The organism is Mesorhizobium sp. M6A.T.Cr.TU.014.01.1.1 (assembly GCF_004022765.1).
Taxonomy (GTDB): Bacteria; Pseudomonadota; Alphaproteobacteria; order Rhizobiales; family Rhizobiaceae; genus Mesorhizobium; species Mesorhizobium mediterraneum.
The window spans coordinates 1-15681 of the sequence record NZ_RZPG01000015.1 but is presented as its reverse complement, the minus strand read 5'-3'; the positions used below and the strand labels follow the sequence as shown (position 1 = coordinate 15681).

The following is a 15681-nucleotide window of genomic DNA, read 5'->3' as shown; positions in this document are numbered from 1 at the left end:
TCGATGAGCGCTCATAACGAAGAGGCCCCCATATTGATAGAGGATGGATTGATAGGCGATGGATTGATGGAGGGCGGATCGCCAGATGGTCGATCGATCGTGCTGGAAGCGGGTCCCGATGTGGCCGGCCAGCGCCTTGACCAATGGCTGGCGGGCAAGCTCGGTCCGGACATGTCGCGCAGCCGGGTACAGATGCTGATCAGGCAGGGCGCGGTCAAGGTTGGCGGCCAGCCGGTCAACGAGACGAAGCGCAAGATGGCGGCCGGTGACCGCGTGTCGGTCGACATGCCGGAGCCGGAGCCGGCGGAGCCGCAAGGCGAGAACATCCCGCTCGACGTTCTCTACGAAGACAACGAATTGATCGTCATCAACAAGCCGCCGGGGCTGGTCGTCCATCCCGGCGCCGGCAACTGGACCGGCACGCTGGTCAACGCGCTGATCCACCATTGCGGCGACAGTCTCTCCGGCATCGGCGGTGTGCGGCGGCCGGGCATCGTCCACCGCCTGGACAAGGAGACCAGCGGCGTCATGGTCGTCGCCAAGACCGACCGCGCCCACAAGTCATTGTCAGAGGCCTTTGCCGACCATGGCCTGACCGGCGACCTCAAACGCGCCTACCTGGCGCTGGTCTGGGGCATACCGATGAGACCGACAGGCACTGTCGACGAGCCGCTTGGCCGCGCCGCCGATCGCGTGCGCCGTGCCGTGGTGCCGGAGGGCCGCGACGATGCCCGCCACGCAATCACCCATTTCACCGTGATCGAGCGCTTTGGCGAGCAGCAAAAGGAATTTGCCACGGCAAGCCTGGTCGAGTGTCGCCTCGAGACCGGCCGCACCCATCAGATCCGCGTCCACATGGCCCATATCGGCCATCCGGTCATCGGCGATCCCGATTACGGCCAGGCCTTTCGCACCAAGGCAAACCGGCTGCCCGAGCCGCTGAAAGGCCGGGTGAAGGCATTTCCGCGACAGGCATTGCATGCCCGCCTCCTTGAATTTCGGCATCCGACAACCCACTTAACGATGAGTTTCGAGGCGCCGGTACCGAGGGATATGGAGGCACTCGTCGACGGCTTTCGCAAACTCTGAACCGCCATCCATCCATTCAAACCTGATCGGCAAAAACCTGACCGGCGTTGTTCACTTTGGCGTGACACACTGTTTCGTGTTGAACCAATGCTGTCCTTTCTGGTTTTGTTCCTATATACATCCGCTGTCGCGACGAGCCTTTTGGCGTTCGCGACATATGCCCGCCGCGTTTCGGGGGCACCACTCCAAGAGAGAGGGGGCGCTATCATGGCCCAGTCATTACCCAGTATCGTTTCCGGCGAAGGCGGCCTCAGCCGCTACCTGGAAGAAATCCGTCGCTTTCCGATGCTTCAGCCGCAGGAAGAGTACATGCTCGCCAAGCGTTACGCTGAGCATGAGGACACCACGGCTGCGCACAAGCTCGTCACCAGCCACCTTCGGCTCGTCGCCAAGATCGCCATGGGCTATCGCGGCTACGGCCTGCCGATCGGCGAGGTGATCTCGGAAGGCAATGTCGGCCTGATGCAGGCCGTCAAGAAATTCGAACCGGAGCGTGGCTTCCGGCTCGCCACCTACGCCATGTGGTGGATCAAGGCCTCGATCCAGGAATACATCCTGCGCTCGTGGAGCTTGGTCAAGATGGGCACGACCGCCAACCAGAAGCGCCTGTTCTTCAACCTGCGCAAGGTGAAGGGCAAGATCCAGGCGCTCGACGACGGCGATTTGAAGCCCGACCAGATCACCGAGATCGCCACCCGCCTCAACGTGTCCGAAGCGGAGGTGGTGTCGATGAACCGCCGCCTGTCGGGCGATGCCTCGCTCAACGCACCGATCCGGGCGAGCGAAGGTGAATCGGGTGAATGGCAGGACTGGCTGGTCGACGACCACGAAAGCCAGGAAGAGGCGCTGATAGAGCAGGACGAGCTGGAAAACCGGCGCGGCATGCTGTCCGGCGCTCTTGCAGTTCTCAACGAGCGCGAGCGGCGCATCTTCGAGGCGCGCCGCCTGGCCGAGGAGCCGCTGACGCTGGAAGAGCTGTCGGCCGAGTTCGACATCAGCCGCGAGCGCGTGCGCCAGATCGAGGTGCGCGCCTTCGAAAAGGTGCAGGACGCGGTCAAGGCCGCAGCCAAGCGCCAGATGCAGGCCCTGCGCACCATCGAGGCGCAGCCGGCGGCGTAAAGCTTCCGACGAAAACAAATAACGGCGGCGTCAGGTAACTGGCGCCGCCGTTTTTTATGGGTCCTCCGACTGCCGGGAGAACTGTACCTTGGTGCCATACTCTAGCTAGGATTGCCGGTTCCGCCGCGCCTTCGCGACCGCCCGATCCCGCCATAAATCGCTCAATCATCGGTGTGATCAGCCTGGCCGGCCCGGCAACTCGCCATCGCGTTCGCAAACGATCGCATTCATAGCGGCATTATAGCAATTTTCCCCAAGCCCTGGAAACCGCAACGCTGCAAGTTGTGACGGCAATGTTCCGGCGCCGACACGTGCGTCCGTCGCGAAATTCCACAAGGCGGCGCTTGCGGCAGGCGGGCGCGACAATGGGCCGCCGGGGCTGCGCTGGGCAGTTGAGCTCGTCTATTTGGAAACCAAAGGCAATATGACGATGACGATTTCTCAGTTTCTCATCGCTCTCGGATCCGAAGGTCCCCCAGCCGACCGAGCGAAAGAGATGGACCTGTATGGATGGCTAATTGGAAGCTGGGAAATGGACACGGTCCACTACCTCGACGACGGCACAATTCAGAAATGGAATGGAGAATGCCATTTTGGCTGGGTGCTCGAAGGCCGCGCGATTCAGGACGTTTGGATCAGGCCCAAGCGCCCTGCGCCGTCCACGATGTATGGCACGACTTTGCGCATCTTCGATCCTGGGATCGATGGCTGGCACATCATATGGAACGACCCGCTCAACCGAGATCACTCGCGCCAGATCGGGCGGGCCGAGGGTAAGGACATTGTCCAGCTCGGCAATGACTCGCGCGGTCTGAAAACTCGATGGCGTTTCACTGAGATCACTACCAACAGCTTCCATTGGATCGGCGAGGAAAGATCTTCCGAGAGCGACCCTTGGCAAATCACGTATGAACATTTAGCCCGCAGAACAAAACCCTGAAGCTAGACTAGCTGGCGTCTGCGACCCATCTCATCACAAGCAATCGAGCGGAAATTTCAAATACCGGCGGCCGTTGGATTCCGGTTCCGGCAAGCGTCCACCATTCATGTTGACCTGCAGCGCGTGCAGGATCAGTCTGGGCATGGGCAGCGTCCTGTCGCGCGCCTCGCGCAACGCCACGAAATCGGCCTCTGTCCTGCAGGCGGCAATATGGGTGTTCTTGGATTTCTGTTCCGCGACCGTGCTCTCCCACAGGGGTTCGCGCCCTTCCGCCTGGTAGTCATGACCGACGAAAAGACGTGTCTCGTCCGGTAGCGCGAGGATATCCTGGATCGAGCGCCAGAGCCGGGCGGCACTGCCGCCGGGAAAGTCCGCCCTCGCCGTGCCGCTGTCCGGCATGAACAGCGTATCATGGATGAAAGCGGCGTCGCCGATCACATAGGTGATCGATGCCAGCGTGTGGCCCGGCGAAAAAAGCACCTTTGCCGGAATGCCGCCGACCGAAAAGGTCTCGCCATCCGCAAACAGCCTGTTCCACTGGGATCCGTCGGCAGGAAAATCCGGCCAGTTGTAGATCACCTTCCACAATTTCTGGACGTCGATGATCTTCTCGCCAATCGCCGTCGGCGCTCCGGTCTTCGCGCTGAGATAGTGCGCCGCCGAGAAATGGTCGGCATGCGGGTGGGTGTCGAGGATCCATTCGACGACCAGCCGTTGATGTCTAATGAAGTCGAGCAGGGCGTCGGCATTCTTCGTCGCCGTGGCGCCGGACTTCTCGTCGAAATCCAGGACCGGATCGATGATTGCGCATCGTCGCGTCTGCGGGTCGGCGACGACATACTGGATGGACCCGCTCGGCTTGTCGTAAAAGCCTGCCACCTGCAGCTTGGCCGATGTCGCGTCCAATCCCGGCTCCCTCAACTCCTACCCGGCAGGAATGGTTTTCCCTGCCGGGGCAAAAGAAGAGCATGGTCATTCGCCAGCGCCACGCCGTCAAGCACCGCATGCTCGTGCAGGCGAGAAAACCGAAAAATCTCCTGTGCCGCCTCTGCCCTGCTCAGGCAGCGGGCTGCTTGGTCTTCCGGAGATACGGCAGTATCGTCTCATAGGCGCCGAAACGCTTGATCGCATCCTCGTTGGAAACGGCGGCGGTGATGATGACGTCCTCGCCCTGCTTCCAGTTCGCCGGCGTCGCCACCTGGTGCTTGGCGGTCAGCTGCATGGAATCGATGGCGCGCAGGATCTCATCGAAGTTGCGGCCAGTGGTCATCGGATAGGTGAGGACCAGCTTGATCTTCTTGTCGGGGCCGATGACATAGACCGAACGCACCGTGGCATTGTCGGCGGGCGTGCGCCCTTCCGAGGTTTCGCCGGCACCGGCCGGCAGCATCTCGTAAAGCTTGGCGACCTTGAGATCCTTGTCGCCGATCAGCGGATAGTTCACCGAATGGCCGGTCGCCGTCTTGATGTCGTCCTGCCATTTGGCGTGGTTTTCGACCGGATCGACGGAAATGCCGATGATCTTGACGTTGCGCTTCTTGAACTCGCCTTCCAGCCCGGCCATCGTGCCGAGCTCGGTCGTGCAGACCGGCGTGAAATTCTTCGGATGGCTGAAGAGCACCGCCCAGCCGTCACCGATCCATTCGTGGAAGCTGATCGTCCCTTGCGTGGTTTCGGCCGTGAAATCCGGCGCGATATCGTTGATACGAAGGCTCATGACGTGTCCCTACCCTGTGATTGCAGATTTGCAGATCGCAGCCGGCACCCACCGGCGCTGCTCTGCCCTTCTACCACTCCGGTGTCATCCTTCAAACGCCTGTTGCCACCGGCATTGAGGCCGGCGGCGAAAAATTTTCATTGCTTCTCGGCAAATGCAGCAGGAATTTCCGCTGCGCTGGCTCAGGCCTTGTTCACCGCCAGCGTCGTGGCCAGATCTTCCATGCGCTGGGCGAGCGCCCCAAGCGCATTCGTCAGCACGGAATCGTTCTTATCGGCCTTGGTCAGCGCGTCGTCACGCGTCTTGCGCAGCGTCAGCACTTCGCTTTCCATGCCCTTGACGCGTTTTTGCAGTTCCGAAAGCTCGTCCATGACCATGATGCCGGCCATCACGGTCAGCCGCTGGTCGCCGATCTCGCCGAAAGAATCCTTCAGATGTGAGACATAGCGGTCGAAGCGCTCGGCGAGGTCGATCAGATGCTCTTCCTGGCCCTCGTCGCAAGCCATGCGATACTGCTTGCCGTCTATGGAAACCGTGACTTGTGCCATTGGGCCAGCCCCTATCTATCCAACACGGCGCGGATGGTTTCCATGGCGGTCACCAGCCGACGAGACACTTCCTTGTTGGCGTCTTCCAGTCGTTCGGCGCGCGCTTCGGAATTGTCGAGTTCCTGCGCCAGCCGCGAGCGGTCGGCGTTCATGCGCTGCACCTCCGCCTCGGCTTCCGTATAGTCGCGCTCGTGCTCGAGCTTGGCCGCGACGGCATTTTCCAGCCCCTCGATGGCCTTACCCAGCCTCGCGATGACTTCCTTGAGTGTCGTTTCCCCGGTCATGGCTTTCGTCCTGCGCCCTGCCCATCACCGAATCATCCACGTTCAGAACGCGTTATGTCTGAAACATTACGCGCCGTGTGAAGCCGACGTCAATAAAGGTCTCGCGACTGTCCCCTGCTAACGCTAATGTAGGGCCTCCAAGACCCTTCTGGCGCCATCACAAGACCGGCAAAAGCGCGCCGGTTTATTGACTAAAAAGCCGCGCCTGCTATGTGTCGCGCACCCCTTTCCAGGGCTCTCCCAAGGCCCCAAACCCCCACACTGGAGGAAGCATGACCTCGCGTGAACAACATGACCGGATGGCCAATGCAATCCGTTTTCTTTCCATGGACGCTGTCGAGAAGGCCCAATCCGGCCATCCTGGCCTGCCCATGGGCTGCGCCGACATTGCCACGGTGCTGTTCACGCGTTTCCTGAAATTCGACGCCAAGGCTCCACACTGGGCCGACCGCGACCGTTTCATCCTGTCGGCCGGTCATGGATCGATGCTGCTCTATTCACTGCTCTACCTGACCGGCTACGAGGACATCACCCTCGACCAGATCAAGCATTTCCGCCAGTTGGGATCGAGGACGGCAGGCCATCCCGAATACGGCCATGCCGCCGGCATCGAGACGACGACCGGCCCGCTCGGCCAGGGGCTTGCCAATTCGGTCGGCTTCGCACTCGGCGAGCGCATCATGAATGCCGCCTTCGGCAATGACCTTGTCGACCATTACACCTATGTGCTGGCCGGCGACGGCTGCCTGATGGAAGGCGTTTCGCAGGAGGCCATCGCGCTTGCCGGACATCTCAAGCTGAACAAGCTGATCGTCTTTTGGGACAACAACAACATCTCGATCGATGGCCCGGTGTCGCTGGCCGACAACACCGATCAGGTCGCCCGCTTCCAGGCGTCCGGCTGGAACGCCAGCCACATCGACGGCCAGGATCCGGAAGCGATCGCCTATGCCATCGAGGCGGCCCGCCATTCCGACAAGCCGACGATGATCGCCTGCAAGACCACGATCGGCTTCGGCGCGCCGACCAAGGCCGGCACCAACAAGGCGCACGGTTCGCCGCTCGGCGCTGATGAAATCGCTGGGGCGAGAAAGTTCTTCGGCTGGGATTCGGCACCTTTCGATGTCCCTGCCGATATCCTCGATGCCTGGCGCGACGCCGGCAAGACGGGCGTCAAGGCACGCACCGACTGGGAAGGCCGCCTCGCCAAAGCCGATGCCAATTTGCGCAGCGAATTCGAGCGCCGCATCAGCGGCACGCTGCCGGCGAATTTCGACGCCGTCATCACCGACTACAAGAAGAAGCTCGCCACGGACAAGCCGAAGGTCGCCACCCGCAAATCGTCGGAAATGGCGCTCGAGATCATCAACGGCGCGGTGCCAGAAACGATCGGCGGCTCGGCCGACCTGACTGGCTCGAACAACACCAAGACCAGCCAGACCAAGAACATCACATCAGACGACTACGGCCAACGCTACGTCCACTACGGCATTCGCGAGCACGGCATGGCGGCCGCGCTCAACGGACTGACGCTGCATGGCGGCCTCATCGCCTATGGCGGCACCTTCATGTGCTTTTCCGACTACGCCCGTCCTGCGATGCGGCTTGCGTCGCTGATGGGCATCCGCTCGATCTTCGTCATGACCCATGATTCCATCGGTCTCGGCGAAGACGGCCCGACCCATCAACCGGTCGAGCATCTGGCCGCACTGCGCGCCATTCCGAACCACAATGTCTTCCGCCCGGCCGACGCGGTCGAGACCGCCGAATGCTGGCAATTGGCCATTGAGCAGGAAAAGACGCCTTCAACGTTGGCGCTGACCCGGCAGAACCTGCCGACGGTGCGCAACGACTTCGTTGCGGAAAACCTCAGCCGCCAGGGCGCCTATGAGCTGGCCGCCGCCAATGGCGATGCGGCGGTGACGATCTTCTCTTCGGGCTCCGAGGTCGAAATCGCGCTGGCGGCGCGCGAGGCGCTGGAAAAGCACGGCCATCCGACCCGCGTCGTCTCGGTCCCCTGCTTCGAATTGTTCGACAAGCAGAGCGCCGACTATCGCAAGAAGACGATCGGCAACGCGCCGATCAAGATCGCCATCGAAGCCGGCATCCGCCAGGGCTGGGATCATTTCATCGGCACCGACGGCATCTTCATCGGCATGACCGGCTTCGGCGCCTCTGGCACGATCGAACAGCTTTATCCGCATTTCGGCATCACCGCCGAAGCGACGGTGAAGGCGGCGGAAGCCCGCCTGCACGGCGAATAAAGCTTGGCGCCCGCGAAAACGCGCGTAGCGGTTTTGCGGGCAGCCTCAGTTTGGTGGACTTAAATCCAACCCATCGACGGCTGGATTCTTTGGCAGCCCGCCGTTATGAAGCTGCGGACTTGATCTTCGGCCTCCAACTCCCAGGGAGAAAAAAATGACCGTCAGAGTTGCCATCAACGGATTCGGCCGCATCGGCCGCAACATCCTGCGCGCCATCCACGAATCCGGCCGCAAGGACATCGATGTGGTCGCCGTCAACGACCTCGGCCCGGTCGAGACCAATGCGCATCTGCTGCGCTTCGACAGCGTGCACGGCCGCTTCCCGCATGAAGTGACGGTTGACGGAGACCAGATCACCGTCGGCACGGAGAAGTTCAAGGTCACCGCGATCAAGGATCCGACGCAGCTGCCGTGGAAGGAGCTCGGCATCGACATCGCGCTCGAATGCACCGGCATCTTCACCGCCCGCGACAAGGCAGCGGCGCATTTGACCGCCGGCGCCAAGCGGGTCCTCGTCTCGGCACCTGCGGAGGGCGCCGACCTCACCGTCGTCTATGGCATCAACCATGACAAGCTGACCAAGGACCACATCGTCATCTCGAACGCCTCCTGCACCACCAACTGCCTGGCGCCGCTGGCAGCGGTGCTGCATGAGGCCGTCGGCATCGAGAAGGGCATGATGACGACGATCCACTCCTACACCGGCGACCAGCCGACGCTGGACACCATGCATAAGGATCTCTACCGCGCCCGCGCCGCGGCCCTGTCGCAGATCCCGACCTCGACCGGTGCGGCCAAGGCGATCGGCCTCGTGCTGCCCGACCTCAAGGGCAAGCTCGACGGCATCTCCATCCGCGTGCCAACCCCGAACGTCTCGGTCGTCGATTTCAAGTTCATCGCCAAGCGGCCAACGACCGTGCAGGAGATCAACGAGGCGGTGATCGCCGCCTCCAAGGGCAAGCTGAAGGGCATTCTCGCCGTCACCCATCATCCGAACGTGTCGATCGACTTCAACCACGATCCGCATTCCTCGATCATGGCGCTCGACCAGACCAAGGTCATGGACGGCAACTTCGTTTCGGTGCTGTCCTGGTATGACAATGAATGGGGTTTTTCCAACCGCATGGCCGACACATCAGTTGCATTCGGCAAGACCATCGCCTGATCACAGGACCATCTTCTCGCGACTTGGAAACGCCCGGCTCTGTCCGGGCGTTTTTCATTGGAGCGCCGTGTGTCCTCTTGGACGCGCAACGGACGCTCCGCCACTTGATTGGCAAGGCCGCGCCTTGAGCGTCAAAACACCCGAAAATCAGCGGCATAGGGCAAAAAACCACCCTCCCGCCTTGCACCGGTCATGTCTTCGCCTCACTCTCCCGTAAAGCGAGAGGTACACGAAATTGAGGGGGCGGTTTTCGGATGGAGCATGCGATCTATCTCGTAACGCTGGTTGGCACCGCACTTGTCGTTGCAGCCGCGTTTTCGAGCCTGATCGCCTTCCGCTTCGGCGCTCCTCTCTTGCTGTTGTTCCTCTGCATCGGCTTGGCCACGGGCACCGACGGCCTCGGCATCCAGTTCGACAATGCGCGGCTGGCTTATTTTGCCGGCTCACTGGCGCTGGCGGTGATCCTGTTCGATTCTGGTTTCGGCACGCCGCTCAATGTCTTGCGGCAGGCGGCCGGACCGGCGCTGTCGCTGGCAACGATCGGCGTCCTTGTGACCACTGGCCTGTTCGGCGTCGTCGCCTACTACCTGCTCGATCTCAGCTGGCTGGAATCCTTCCTGCTCGGTGCCGCAGTTGCCTCGACCGACGCAGCAGCGGTGTTCTTCCTGTTGCGCGCCGGCGAGATCAATTTGCGCGAGCGCGTGCGTTCCACGCTCGAGGTGGAATCCGGCACCAATGACCCGATCGCCATCTTCCTGACCATCACCCTGGTCGAAATCATCGCCGTCAACGCCAATCTCGAGGCCGGGGTGCTGGCTACCGACCTCGTCCTCGGTTTCCTTCTCAACATGGGGCTTGGCGCTATCGTCGGCATTTTCGGCGGCCTTGCCATCGTGCGCCTCGTCGACCGGCTCAATCTCGACCACGGGCTGCTGCCGATCTTCGTGCTGACACTGTCGCTGATGGTGTTCGCCGCCGCGGGCGCCATTGGCGGCTCCGGCTTTCTGGCGGTCTATCTCGCCGGCCTCATTGCCGGCAATTCCGACATCCGCGCCGTCACCATCCTCAAGCGCTTCCAGGACGGCATGTCGTGGCTGGCACAGATCATCATGTTCCTGATCCTCGGCCTGTTCGCGACGCCGTCGCAATTTCCGGCGATCCTGCTGCCGGCGGTGCTGCTAGGCCTGTTCCTGATCTTCGTGGCGCGGCCAATCGCCGTCTGGCTTTGCCTGATGCCGTTCCGTCTGCCGCGCCCGGAAGTCGCCTTCATCTCATGGGTGGGCCTGCGTGGCGCGGTGTCGATCCTGCTCGCCATCACGCCGCTGCTTGGCGGCCTTGAGAACGGCCGCCTCATCTTCAACACCGCCTTCATCGTCGTGCTGGTGTCGCTGGTCATCCAGGGATGGACTGTCGGACCGCTGGCGCGCCGCCTCGGCCTGATCGTGCCGGCCCGCCTGGGGCCACTGGACAAGGTCGAGCTCGAATTGCCCGGCTCCGCCCATCACGAGCTTCTCGCCTATCGCGTAGCACCTGGCAGCCCAGTGGCGCGCGGTGAGCGCATTCCGCGCTGGGCGCGGCCGTCGCTGGTGCTGCGCGACGGGCGCTCGATGCGCTTCCAGGACATGGGCAGGCTCGCCGCCGGCGACCATGTCTACATCTTCGTGCCGGATCGCTATCCAGCCCTGCTCGACAAGCTGTTCGCCAGCCGCGCCGTGGTCGATCCCGAGGATGCGGACTTCTTCGGCGCCTTCGCCGTCGATCCGGCGCGCTCCGCCGCGGAACTGGAAGCGGCCTACACGCCGGGCCTGACCGAGGAGGAACGCAAGCTGACCGTCGGCGACCTGGTGACGGAGCGGCTCGGCGGCCATGCCGAATATGCCGACCGCGTGCTGATTGGTCCGATCGAGCTGATCGTCCGCGACGTCGACGACAAAGGCAAGATCACCGGCCTTGGTCTTTCCCTCGAGCCGACCGCGCCGGTGGCACGGGTGCCGGTGTTCCTGAGTGCCGGCGAAATCGGCGACCGTATCGTTGCCTTTGCGCGCAATTGGCGCAAGCGGGTCAAAAAGCAGAGTGGCGAGGCGCTGACGGACGCGGAACCGGCTCCACAGCCGGTGGTGGAAAAGGCAACCGACGAGGGCTGACGGCTCCCGACACGGGCTGTGGTCATTTTCCGCGTAGCACCATTGCAGGTCTTGCATCGTCGTTGTTGCGGGTTAAGGTCCCGGCGATTTTTCGCGAAAGGGAACAGCATGGCCAGCTTCAAGACACTGGACGACATCGGCAATATCGATGGTAAGCGCGTGCTGGTGCGCGTCGACCTCAACGTTCCCGTCGCCGACGGGAAGGTCACCGACGCCACCCGTATCGAGCGCATCGCGCCAACCATCGCCGAGCTTTCCGGCAAGGGCGCTAAGGTCATCCTGCTTGCCCATTTCGGCCGGCCAAAGGACGGACCGTCGCCTGAATTCTCGCTTGAGCCTATCGCCACGGCGACCGCGGAGGTGTTCGGCCGCCCTGTCGGCTTCGCATCCGACTGCATCGGCGACAAGGCCGCGAGCGCCGTCGCCGCCATGGGCAACGGCGACGTGCTGCTGCTCGAAAACACCCGCTTCTACAAGGCCGAGGAGAAGAACGACCCGGCCTTCACCGAAAAACTCGCCGCCAATGGCGACATCTTCGTCAACGACGCCTTTTCGGCCGCCCACCGCGCCCATTCGTCGACGGAAGGGCTTGCGCACCTGCTGCCGGCTTTCGCCGGCCGCACCATGCAGGCTGAGCTCGACGCGCTGGAAAAGGGCCTCGGCAATCCCGTCCGCCCTGTCGTTGCCATCGTCGGCGGCGCCAAGGTCTCGAGCAAGATCGACCTGCTGATGAATCTGGTGAAGAAGGTCGACGCGCTGGTCATCGGCGGCGGCATGGCCAACACCTTTCTCGCCGCGCGCGGCACTGACGTCGGAAAATCGCTGTGCGAGCACGACCTCGCCAACACCGCCAAGCAGATCATGATCGAGGCGGCCGAAGCCGGCTGCGCCATCATCCTGCCGGTCGACGGTGTCGTCGCCAAGGAATTCAAGGCGGGAGCCGCCAGCGAAACCGTCGCAATATCAGAGGTGCCGGCCGACGGCATGATCCTCGATGTCGGCGAAAAAACCGTGAAGACCATTGCCGACTGGATCGATCGCGCCGCGACGCTGGTCTGGAACGGTCCGCTTGGCGCCTTCGAGATCGAGCCGTTCGACCACGCGACGGTGGCGGCAGCCAAGCACGCCGCGGCCCGCACCAAGGCCGGCAAATTGATCTCGGTGGCCGGCGGCGGCGACACGGTGGCCGCACTCAACCACGCCGGCGTCGCCGACGACTTCACCTACGTCTCGACCGCCGGCGGCGCCTTCCTGGAGTGGATGGAAGGCAAGCCGCTGCCCGGCGTCGATGTGCTGAAGCGCTGAGGCGAGAAAGCGAACGGGGCGTTTGCGCGTTTCAATCGATTCGAGCTTTCCGCTTGGAATGGTTCGACTTGAACCTGCCTTGCTCTAGTGGTCTGCTAGGCGGGAACAACGTTTCAGGGAGAAGCACAATGAGCGAACGTCTCGAGGACATTGCCGCCGCGATGGTGGCCGGCGGCAAGGGTCTTTTGGCCGCCGACGAAAGCTCCGGCACCATCAAGAAGCGCTTCGACGTGATAGGCGTCGAATCGACCGCCGACAGCCGCCGCGACTATCGCGAGATGATGTTCCGCGCCTCCGACGCGATGACCAGATACATTTCCGGCGTCATCCTCTATGACGAGACCATCCACCAGAAGGCCGCCGACGGCACGCCGCTGGTCGACATCATCAAGGCAACAGGCGCCATCCCAGGCATCAAGGTCGATGCCGGCGCCAAGCCTCTGGCCGGCTACCCCGGCGACACGATCACCGAAGGCCTCGACGGCCTGCGCGAGCGGCTCGCCGACTATTACAAACTTGGCGCCCGTTTCGCCAAATGGCGTGCAGTGATCGACATCGACGCCGCGAAAGGCGTGCCTTCCGCCACGTCGATCGGCTCGAACGCGCATGCGCTCGCCCGCTATGCGGCGCTTTGCCAGGAGGCCGGCATCGTGCCGATCGTCGAGCCGGAGGTGCTCATGGACGGCGCCCATGACATCGGCACCTGCTACGAGATCAGCAAGGCAACGCTGACGAAGCTCTACACCGAGCTCTACGCGGCCCGCGTCGTCCTCGAAGGCACCATCCTGAAGCCGAACATGGTTCTCGCCGGCAAGAAGTCGGGCAAGGTGAGCAGCCCTGAGGAAGTCGCCGAAAAGACCATAAAACTGTTCCGCGAAACGGTGCCGGCCGCAATTGGGGGCATCGCCTTTCTCTCCGGCGGACAATCGGACGAGGAGGCGACCGCCAACCTCAATGCCATCAATGCCATCGGCCCGCATCCGTGGAAATTGACCTTCTCCTATGGCCGCGCCTTGCAGGCGGCGCCACAGAAGGCGTGGAGCGGCAAGGCGGCCAACGTCGCCGCTGCCCAGGCCGCCTTCGCCCACCGCGCCCACATGAACCATCTGGCCGCGCTTGGAAAATGGCAGCCGGAACTGGAACAGGCCGCCTGACCGGTTTTTTCTGCCTTCATCCGGACCCGGGTCATGTGCCCGGGTTCCATGTGCTCTGAAATCGCTCCAAGAATGCGAGGACCGTGTCGGCTTGCGTTGAGCCCAAACGTCCTTGGGTCTCAAAGAGGAGCAGACCCATGCCAAACAACAAGATCGTTTCACGGGAAGACTGGTTCCAGGCGCACAAGGCGCATCTGGCCCGCGAGAAGGAATTGACGCGATTTCGCGACCGCATCGCTGCCGAACGGCGGGAATTGCCTTGGTTGAAGGTCCGGAAGGACTATGTCTTCGAGACCGAACAGGGCCCGAAGAAACTGGCCGAATTATTCGCCGGCGCAAGCCAGCTGATCGTCTACCACTTCATGTTCGGGCCGGGCGCCGATTACCGTTGCGAAGGTTGTTCCTTCCTTGCCGACCACATCGACGGCGCCAACCAGCACCTCAAGCACCACGATGTGTCGCTTGTCGTGATCTCGCGGGCGCCGTTGGCTGAATTTCTGCCCTACAAACAGCGCATGGGCTGGAAATTCGACTGGGTGTCGTCCTACGCCTCGGATTTCAACTTCGACATGCAGGTTTCCTTCACCGACAAGCAGATCGCATCAGGCGACACGACCTACAATTTCGAGCAGCGCGCGCGCAAATCAAAAGACCTTCCCGGCGTCAGCGTGTTCTACAGGGATGACAACGGTGACATCTTCCTGACCTTCATGTCGCGCTCCAGGGGCGGCGATCCGCTGATCGGCGCTTATCATTATCTCGACCTGACGCCGAAGGGCCGCAACGAGACCGGCCCCTACCACAGCCTGATGGACTGGGTGCGGCTGCACGATGAATATGCAGACCGGCCCGAGATGCCGGACGCCTGTTGCCATTGACGACGGGCCGTCGACGCAAGGTCTTTCGCCTTTAGCCCGATATGCGCTAAGTGCTGCTCGCTATGCCCTTTAACGGACTTGCCCATTAACGGTTTGCGATGCAGCGCTTTCTTGCCCTCCTCACCTGGCTCGCCTTTCCGGTCTATGTCTGGCAGGGGCTCGGCGTGCGCCGCCGCACCACCCGCATGCTGCCGGCGCAGGGTCCGGTCATGCACGAGATATCAGGCCAGGCGCCGGCGGTCTCGCTTCTGATGCTTGGCGATTCTTCCGCCGCTTCGGTCGGCATCGGCAATTCCGAGTATGGGCTGGCCGCGCAACTGGCTGATCTGATCTCGAAACGCACTGGCCGTGCGGTGCGCTGGCGGGCAGCCGGCTTCAACTCGGCGACCTCAGGCCAGATCCGCGACCATGTGCTGCCCAATCTGTCGGCCGATCCTTGGACGCATATCGTGCTCGCCATCGGCACCAATGACACCAAGAACTTCCACTCGGTGCCGCGTTTCAAGAGCGATTTTGGCGGCCTGCTCTACGCGCTGCGCGCCAAATGGCCGGAGGCGCGCGTGGTGTGGTCGCCGGTGCTCGAATTCACCCGGGCACCGGCAATGCCGCCGCTGCTCGGAAAGATCCTGGAAATCCGCGCCGCCGAGATGAACCGGATGGGCGAGCGCCTTTGCCTCGAACGCGGCGCGGTGCCGGCGCCGCGCCTGCCGATCACCGATGCCGAAGCCGGCTTTGCGTCCGACGGATTTCATGCCTCGGAAGCCGGCTACCGGGCCTGGGCGGAACATCTCGTCGGCTTGGTGCTCGCCAACGAACCACGCGTCGCGTAGCGGGCCGCCGGCCCTAATGCATGTCGCGCAAAAGTGTGCAGCGGTTTTGCGATAACGACATGCATAAAACAACAACCTAAAGCGCGTCGCGTGAGGTCGGTCGAACGCGACGCGCTTTAGAGTCTTTCACGTTTTGACGGAAGCGTACCCGGCGTTTGCGAAGTAGTTCTTGCATTCGCCGGGTTCGATCGTTGCGACGAGATGGCCGATGTGTCGCCAAGTGTCCTCGATGGTGCGTTTCTGA

The 15681-nt window shown here is 62.4% G+C and carries 14 protein-coding genes and 2 pseudogenes; 11 read left to right on the top strand and 5 right to left on the bottom strand.

The window, feature by feature from the left end; translation table 11 throughout:
- Window positions 1-3 precede the first annotated feature (3 nt).
- The 4 genes and pseudogenes from EN885_RS17865 (at window position 4) to EN885_RS17855 (ending at window position 3148) form a co-directional block, all read left to right on the top strand.
- The gene (locus EN885_RS17865) at window positions 4-1089 is read left to right on the top strand and encodes an RluA family pseudouridine synthase (RefSeq protein ID WP_128243007.1); all 1086 of its coding nucleotides are present in this window, start codon (window positions 4-6) and stop codon (window positions 1087-1089) included.
- A gap of 207 nt (window positions 1090-1296) precedes the next feature.
- Window positions 1297-2208 (top strand): RNA polymerase sigma factor RpoH, encoded by a 912-nt coding sequence (rpoH, locus tag EN885_RS17860; RefSeq protein WP_029348727.1) that lies wholly within the window; start codon window positions 1297-1299, stop codon window positions 2206-2208.
- A 301-nt stretch (window positions 2209-2509) separates the two neighbouring features.
- Window positions 2510-2593: pseudogene (locus tag EN885_RS34300) on the top strand (VOC family protein); the annotation flags it as partial.
- Between the two features lie 39 nt (window positions 2594-2632).
- Window positions 2633-3148 carry a hypothetical protein gene (locus EN885_RS17855; protein ID WP_245493091.1) on the top strand — a complete coding sequence of 172 codons (516 nt, stop codon included), beginning with the start codon at window positions 2633-2635 and terminating at the stop codon, window positions 3146-3148.
- Window positions 3149-3181: 33 nt separating this feature from the next.
- Here EN885_RS17855 and EN885_RS17850 read toward each other — a convergent pair whose 3' ends face one another.
- From EN885_RS17850 to EN885_RS17835, 4 genes are all read right to left on the bottom strand, one after another.
- Window positions 3182-4054: an MBL fold metallo-hydrolase gene (locus EN885_RS17850; RefSeq protein ID WP_128243008.1), complete on the bottom strand. Its 873-nt coding sequence runs from the start codon at window positions 4052-4054 to the stop codon at window positions 3182-3184.
- Between the two features lie 151 nt (window positions 4055-4205).
- The gene (locus EN885_RS17845) at window positions 4206-4865 is read right to left on the bottom strand and encodes a peroxiredoxin (RefSeq protein WP_128243009.1); all 660 of its coding nucleotides are present in this window, start codon (window positions 4863-4865) and stop codon (window positions 4206-4208) included.
- 182 nt (window positions 4866-5047) lie between these two features.
- The gene (locus EN885_RS17840) at window positions 5048-5413 is read right to left on the bottom strand and encodes a cell division protein ZapA (RefSeq protein WP_095487243.1); all 366 of its coding nucleotides are present in this window, start codon (window positions 5411-5413) and stop codon (window positions 5048-5050) included.
- Between the two features lie 11 nt (window positions 5414-5424).
- Window positions 5425-5697, bottom strand: a complete 273-nt coding sequence (locus tag EN885_RS17835; RefSeq protein WP_023797069.1) for a DUF4164 domain-containing protein — start codon at window positions 5695-5697, stop codon at window positions 5425-5427.
- Window positions 5698-5969: 272 nt separating this feature from the next.
- On the opposite strand from EN885_RS17835, the gene tkt reads away from it, so the two are divergent.
- The 7 genes from tkt (at window position 5970) to EN885_RS17800 (ending at window position 15437) form a co-directional block, all read left to right on the top strand.
- On the top strand, window positions 5970-7961 hold the full coding sequence (gene tkt / locus EN885_RS17830; protein ID WP_128243010.1) for a transketolase: 1992 nt from the start codon (window positions 5970-5972) through the stop codon (window positions 7959-7961).
- Window positions 7962-8115: 154 nt separating this feature from the next.
- Window positions 8116-9126: a type I glyceraldehyde-3-phosphate dehydrogenase gene (gene gap, locus EN885_RS17825; protein ID WP_128243011.1), complete on the top strand. Its 1011-nt coding sequence runs from the start codon at window positions 8116-8118 to the stop codon at window positions 9124-9126.
- 254 nt (window positions 9127-9380) lie between these two features.
- A complete protein-coding gene (locus EN885_RS17820; protein WP_126104596.1) occupies window positions 9381-11270 on the top strand; it encodes a potassium/proton antiporter in 1890 nt (629 codons plus the stop codon).
- 108 nt (window positions 11271-11378) lie between these two features.
- Window positions 11379-12575 (top strand): phosphoglycerate kinase, encoded by a 1197-nt coding sequence (locus EN885_RS17815; protein WP_128243012.1) that lies wholly within the window; start codon window positions 11379-11381, stop codon window positions 12573-12575.
- A gap of 128 nt (window positions 12576-12703) precedes the next feature.
- Window positions 12704-13729, top strand: a complete 1026-nt coding sequence (locus EN885_RS17810) for a class I fructose-bisphosphate aldolase (RefSeq protein WP_128243013.1) — start codon at window positions 12704-12706, stop codon at window positions 13727-13729.
- Window positions 13730-13866: 137 nt separating this feature from the next.
- Window positions 13867-14607, top strand: a complete 741-nt coding sequence (locus EN885_RS17805) for a thioredoxin family protein (protein ID WP_127288423.1) — start codon at window positions 13867-13869, stop codon at window positions 14605-14607.
- A 98-nt stretch (window positions 14608-14705) separates the two neighbouring features.
- Window positions 14706-15437, top strand: a complete 732-nt coding sequence (locus EN885_RS17800; protein ID WP_095487257.1) for an SGNH/GDSL hydrolase family protein — start codon at window positions 14706-14708, stop codon at window positions 15435-15437.
- A gap of 126 nt (window positions 15438-15563) precedes the next feature.
- Here the strand turns inward: EN885_RS17800 and EN885_RS17795 are convergent.
- Window positions 15564-15681 (bottom strand): annotated as a pseudogene (locus EN885_RS17795) (IS630 family transposase); the annotation flags it as partial.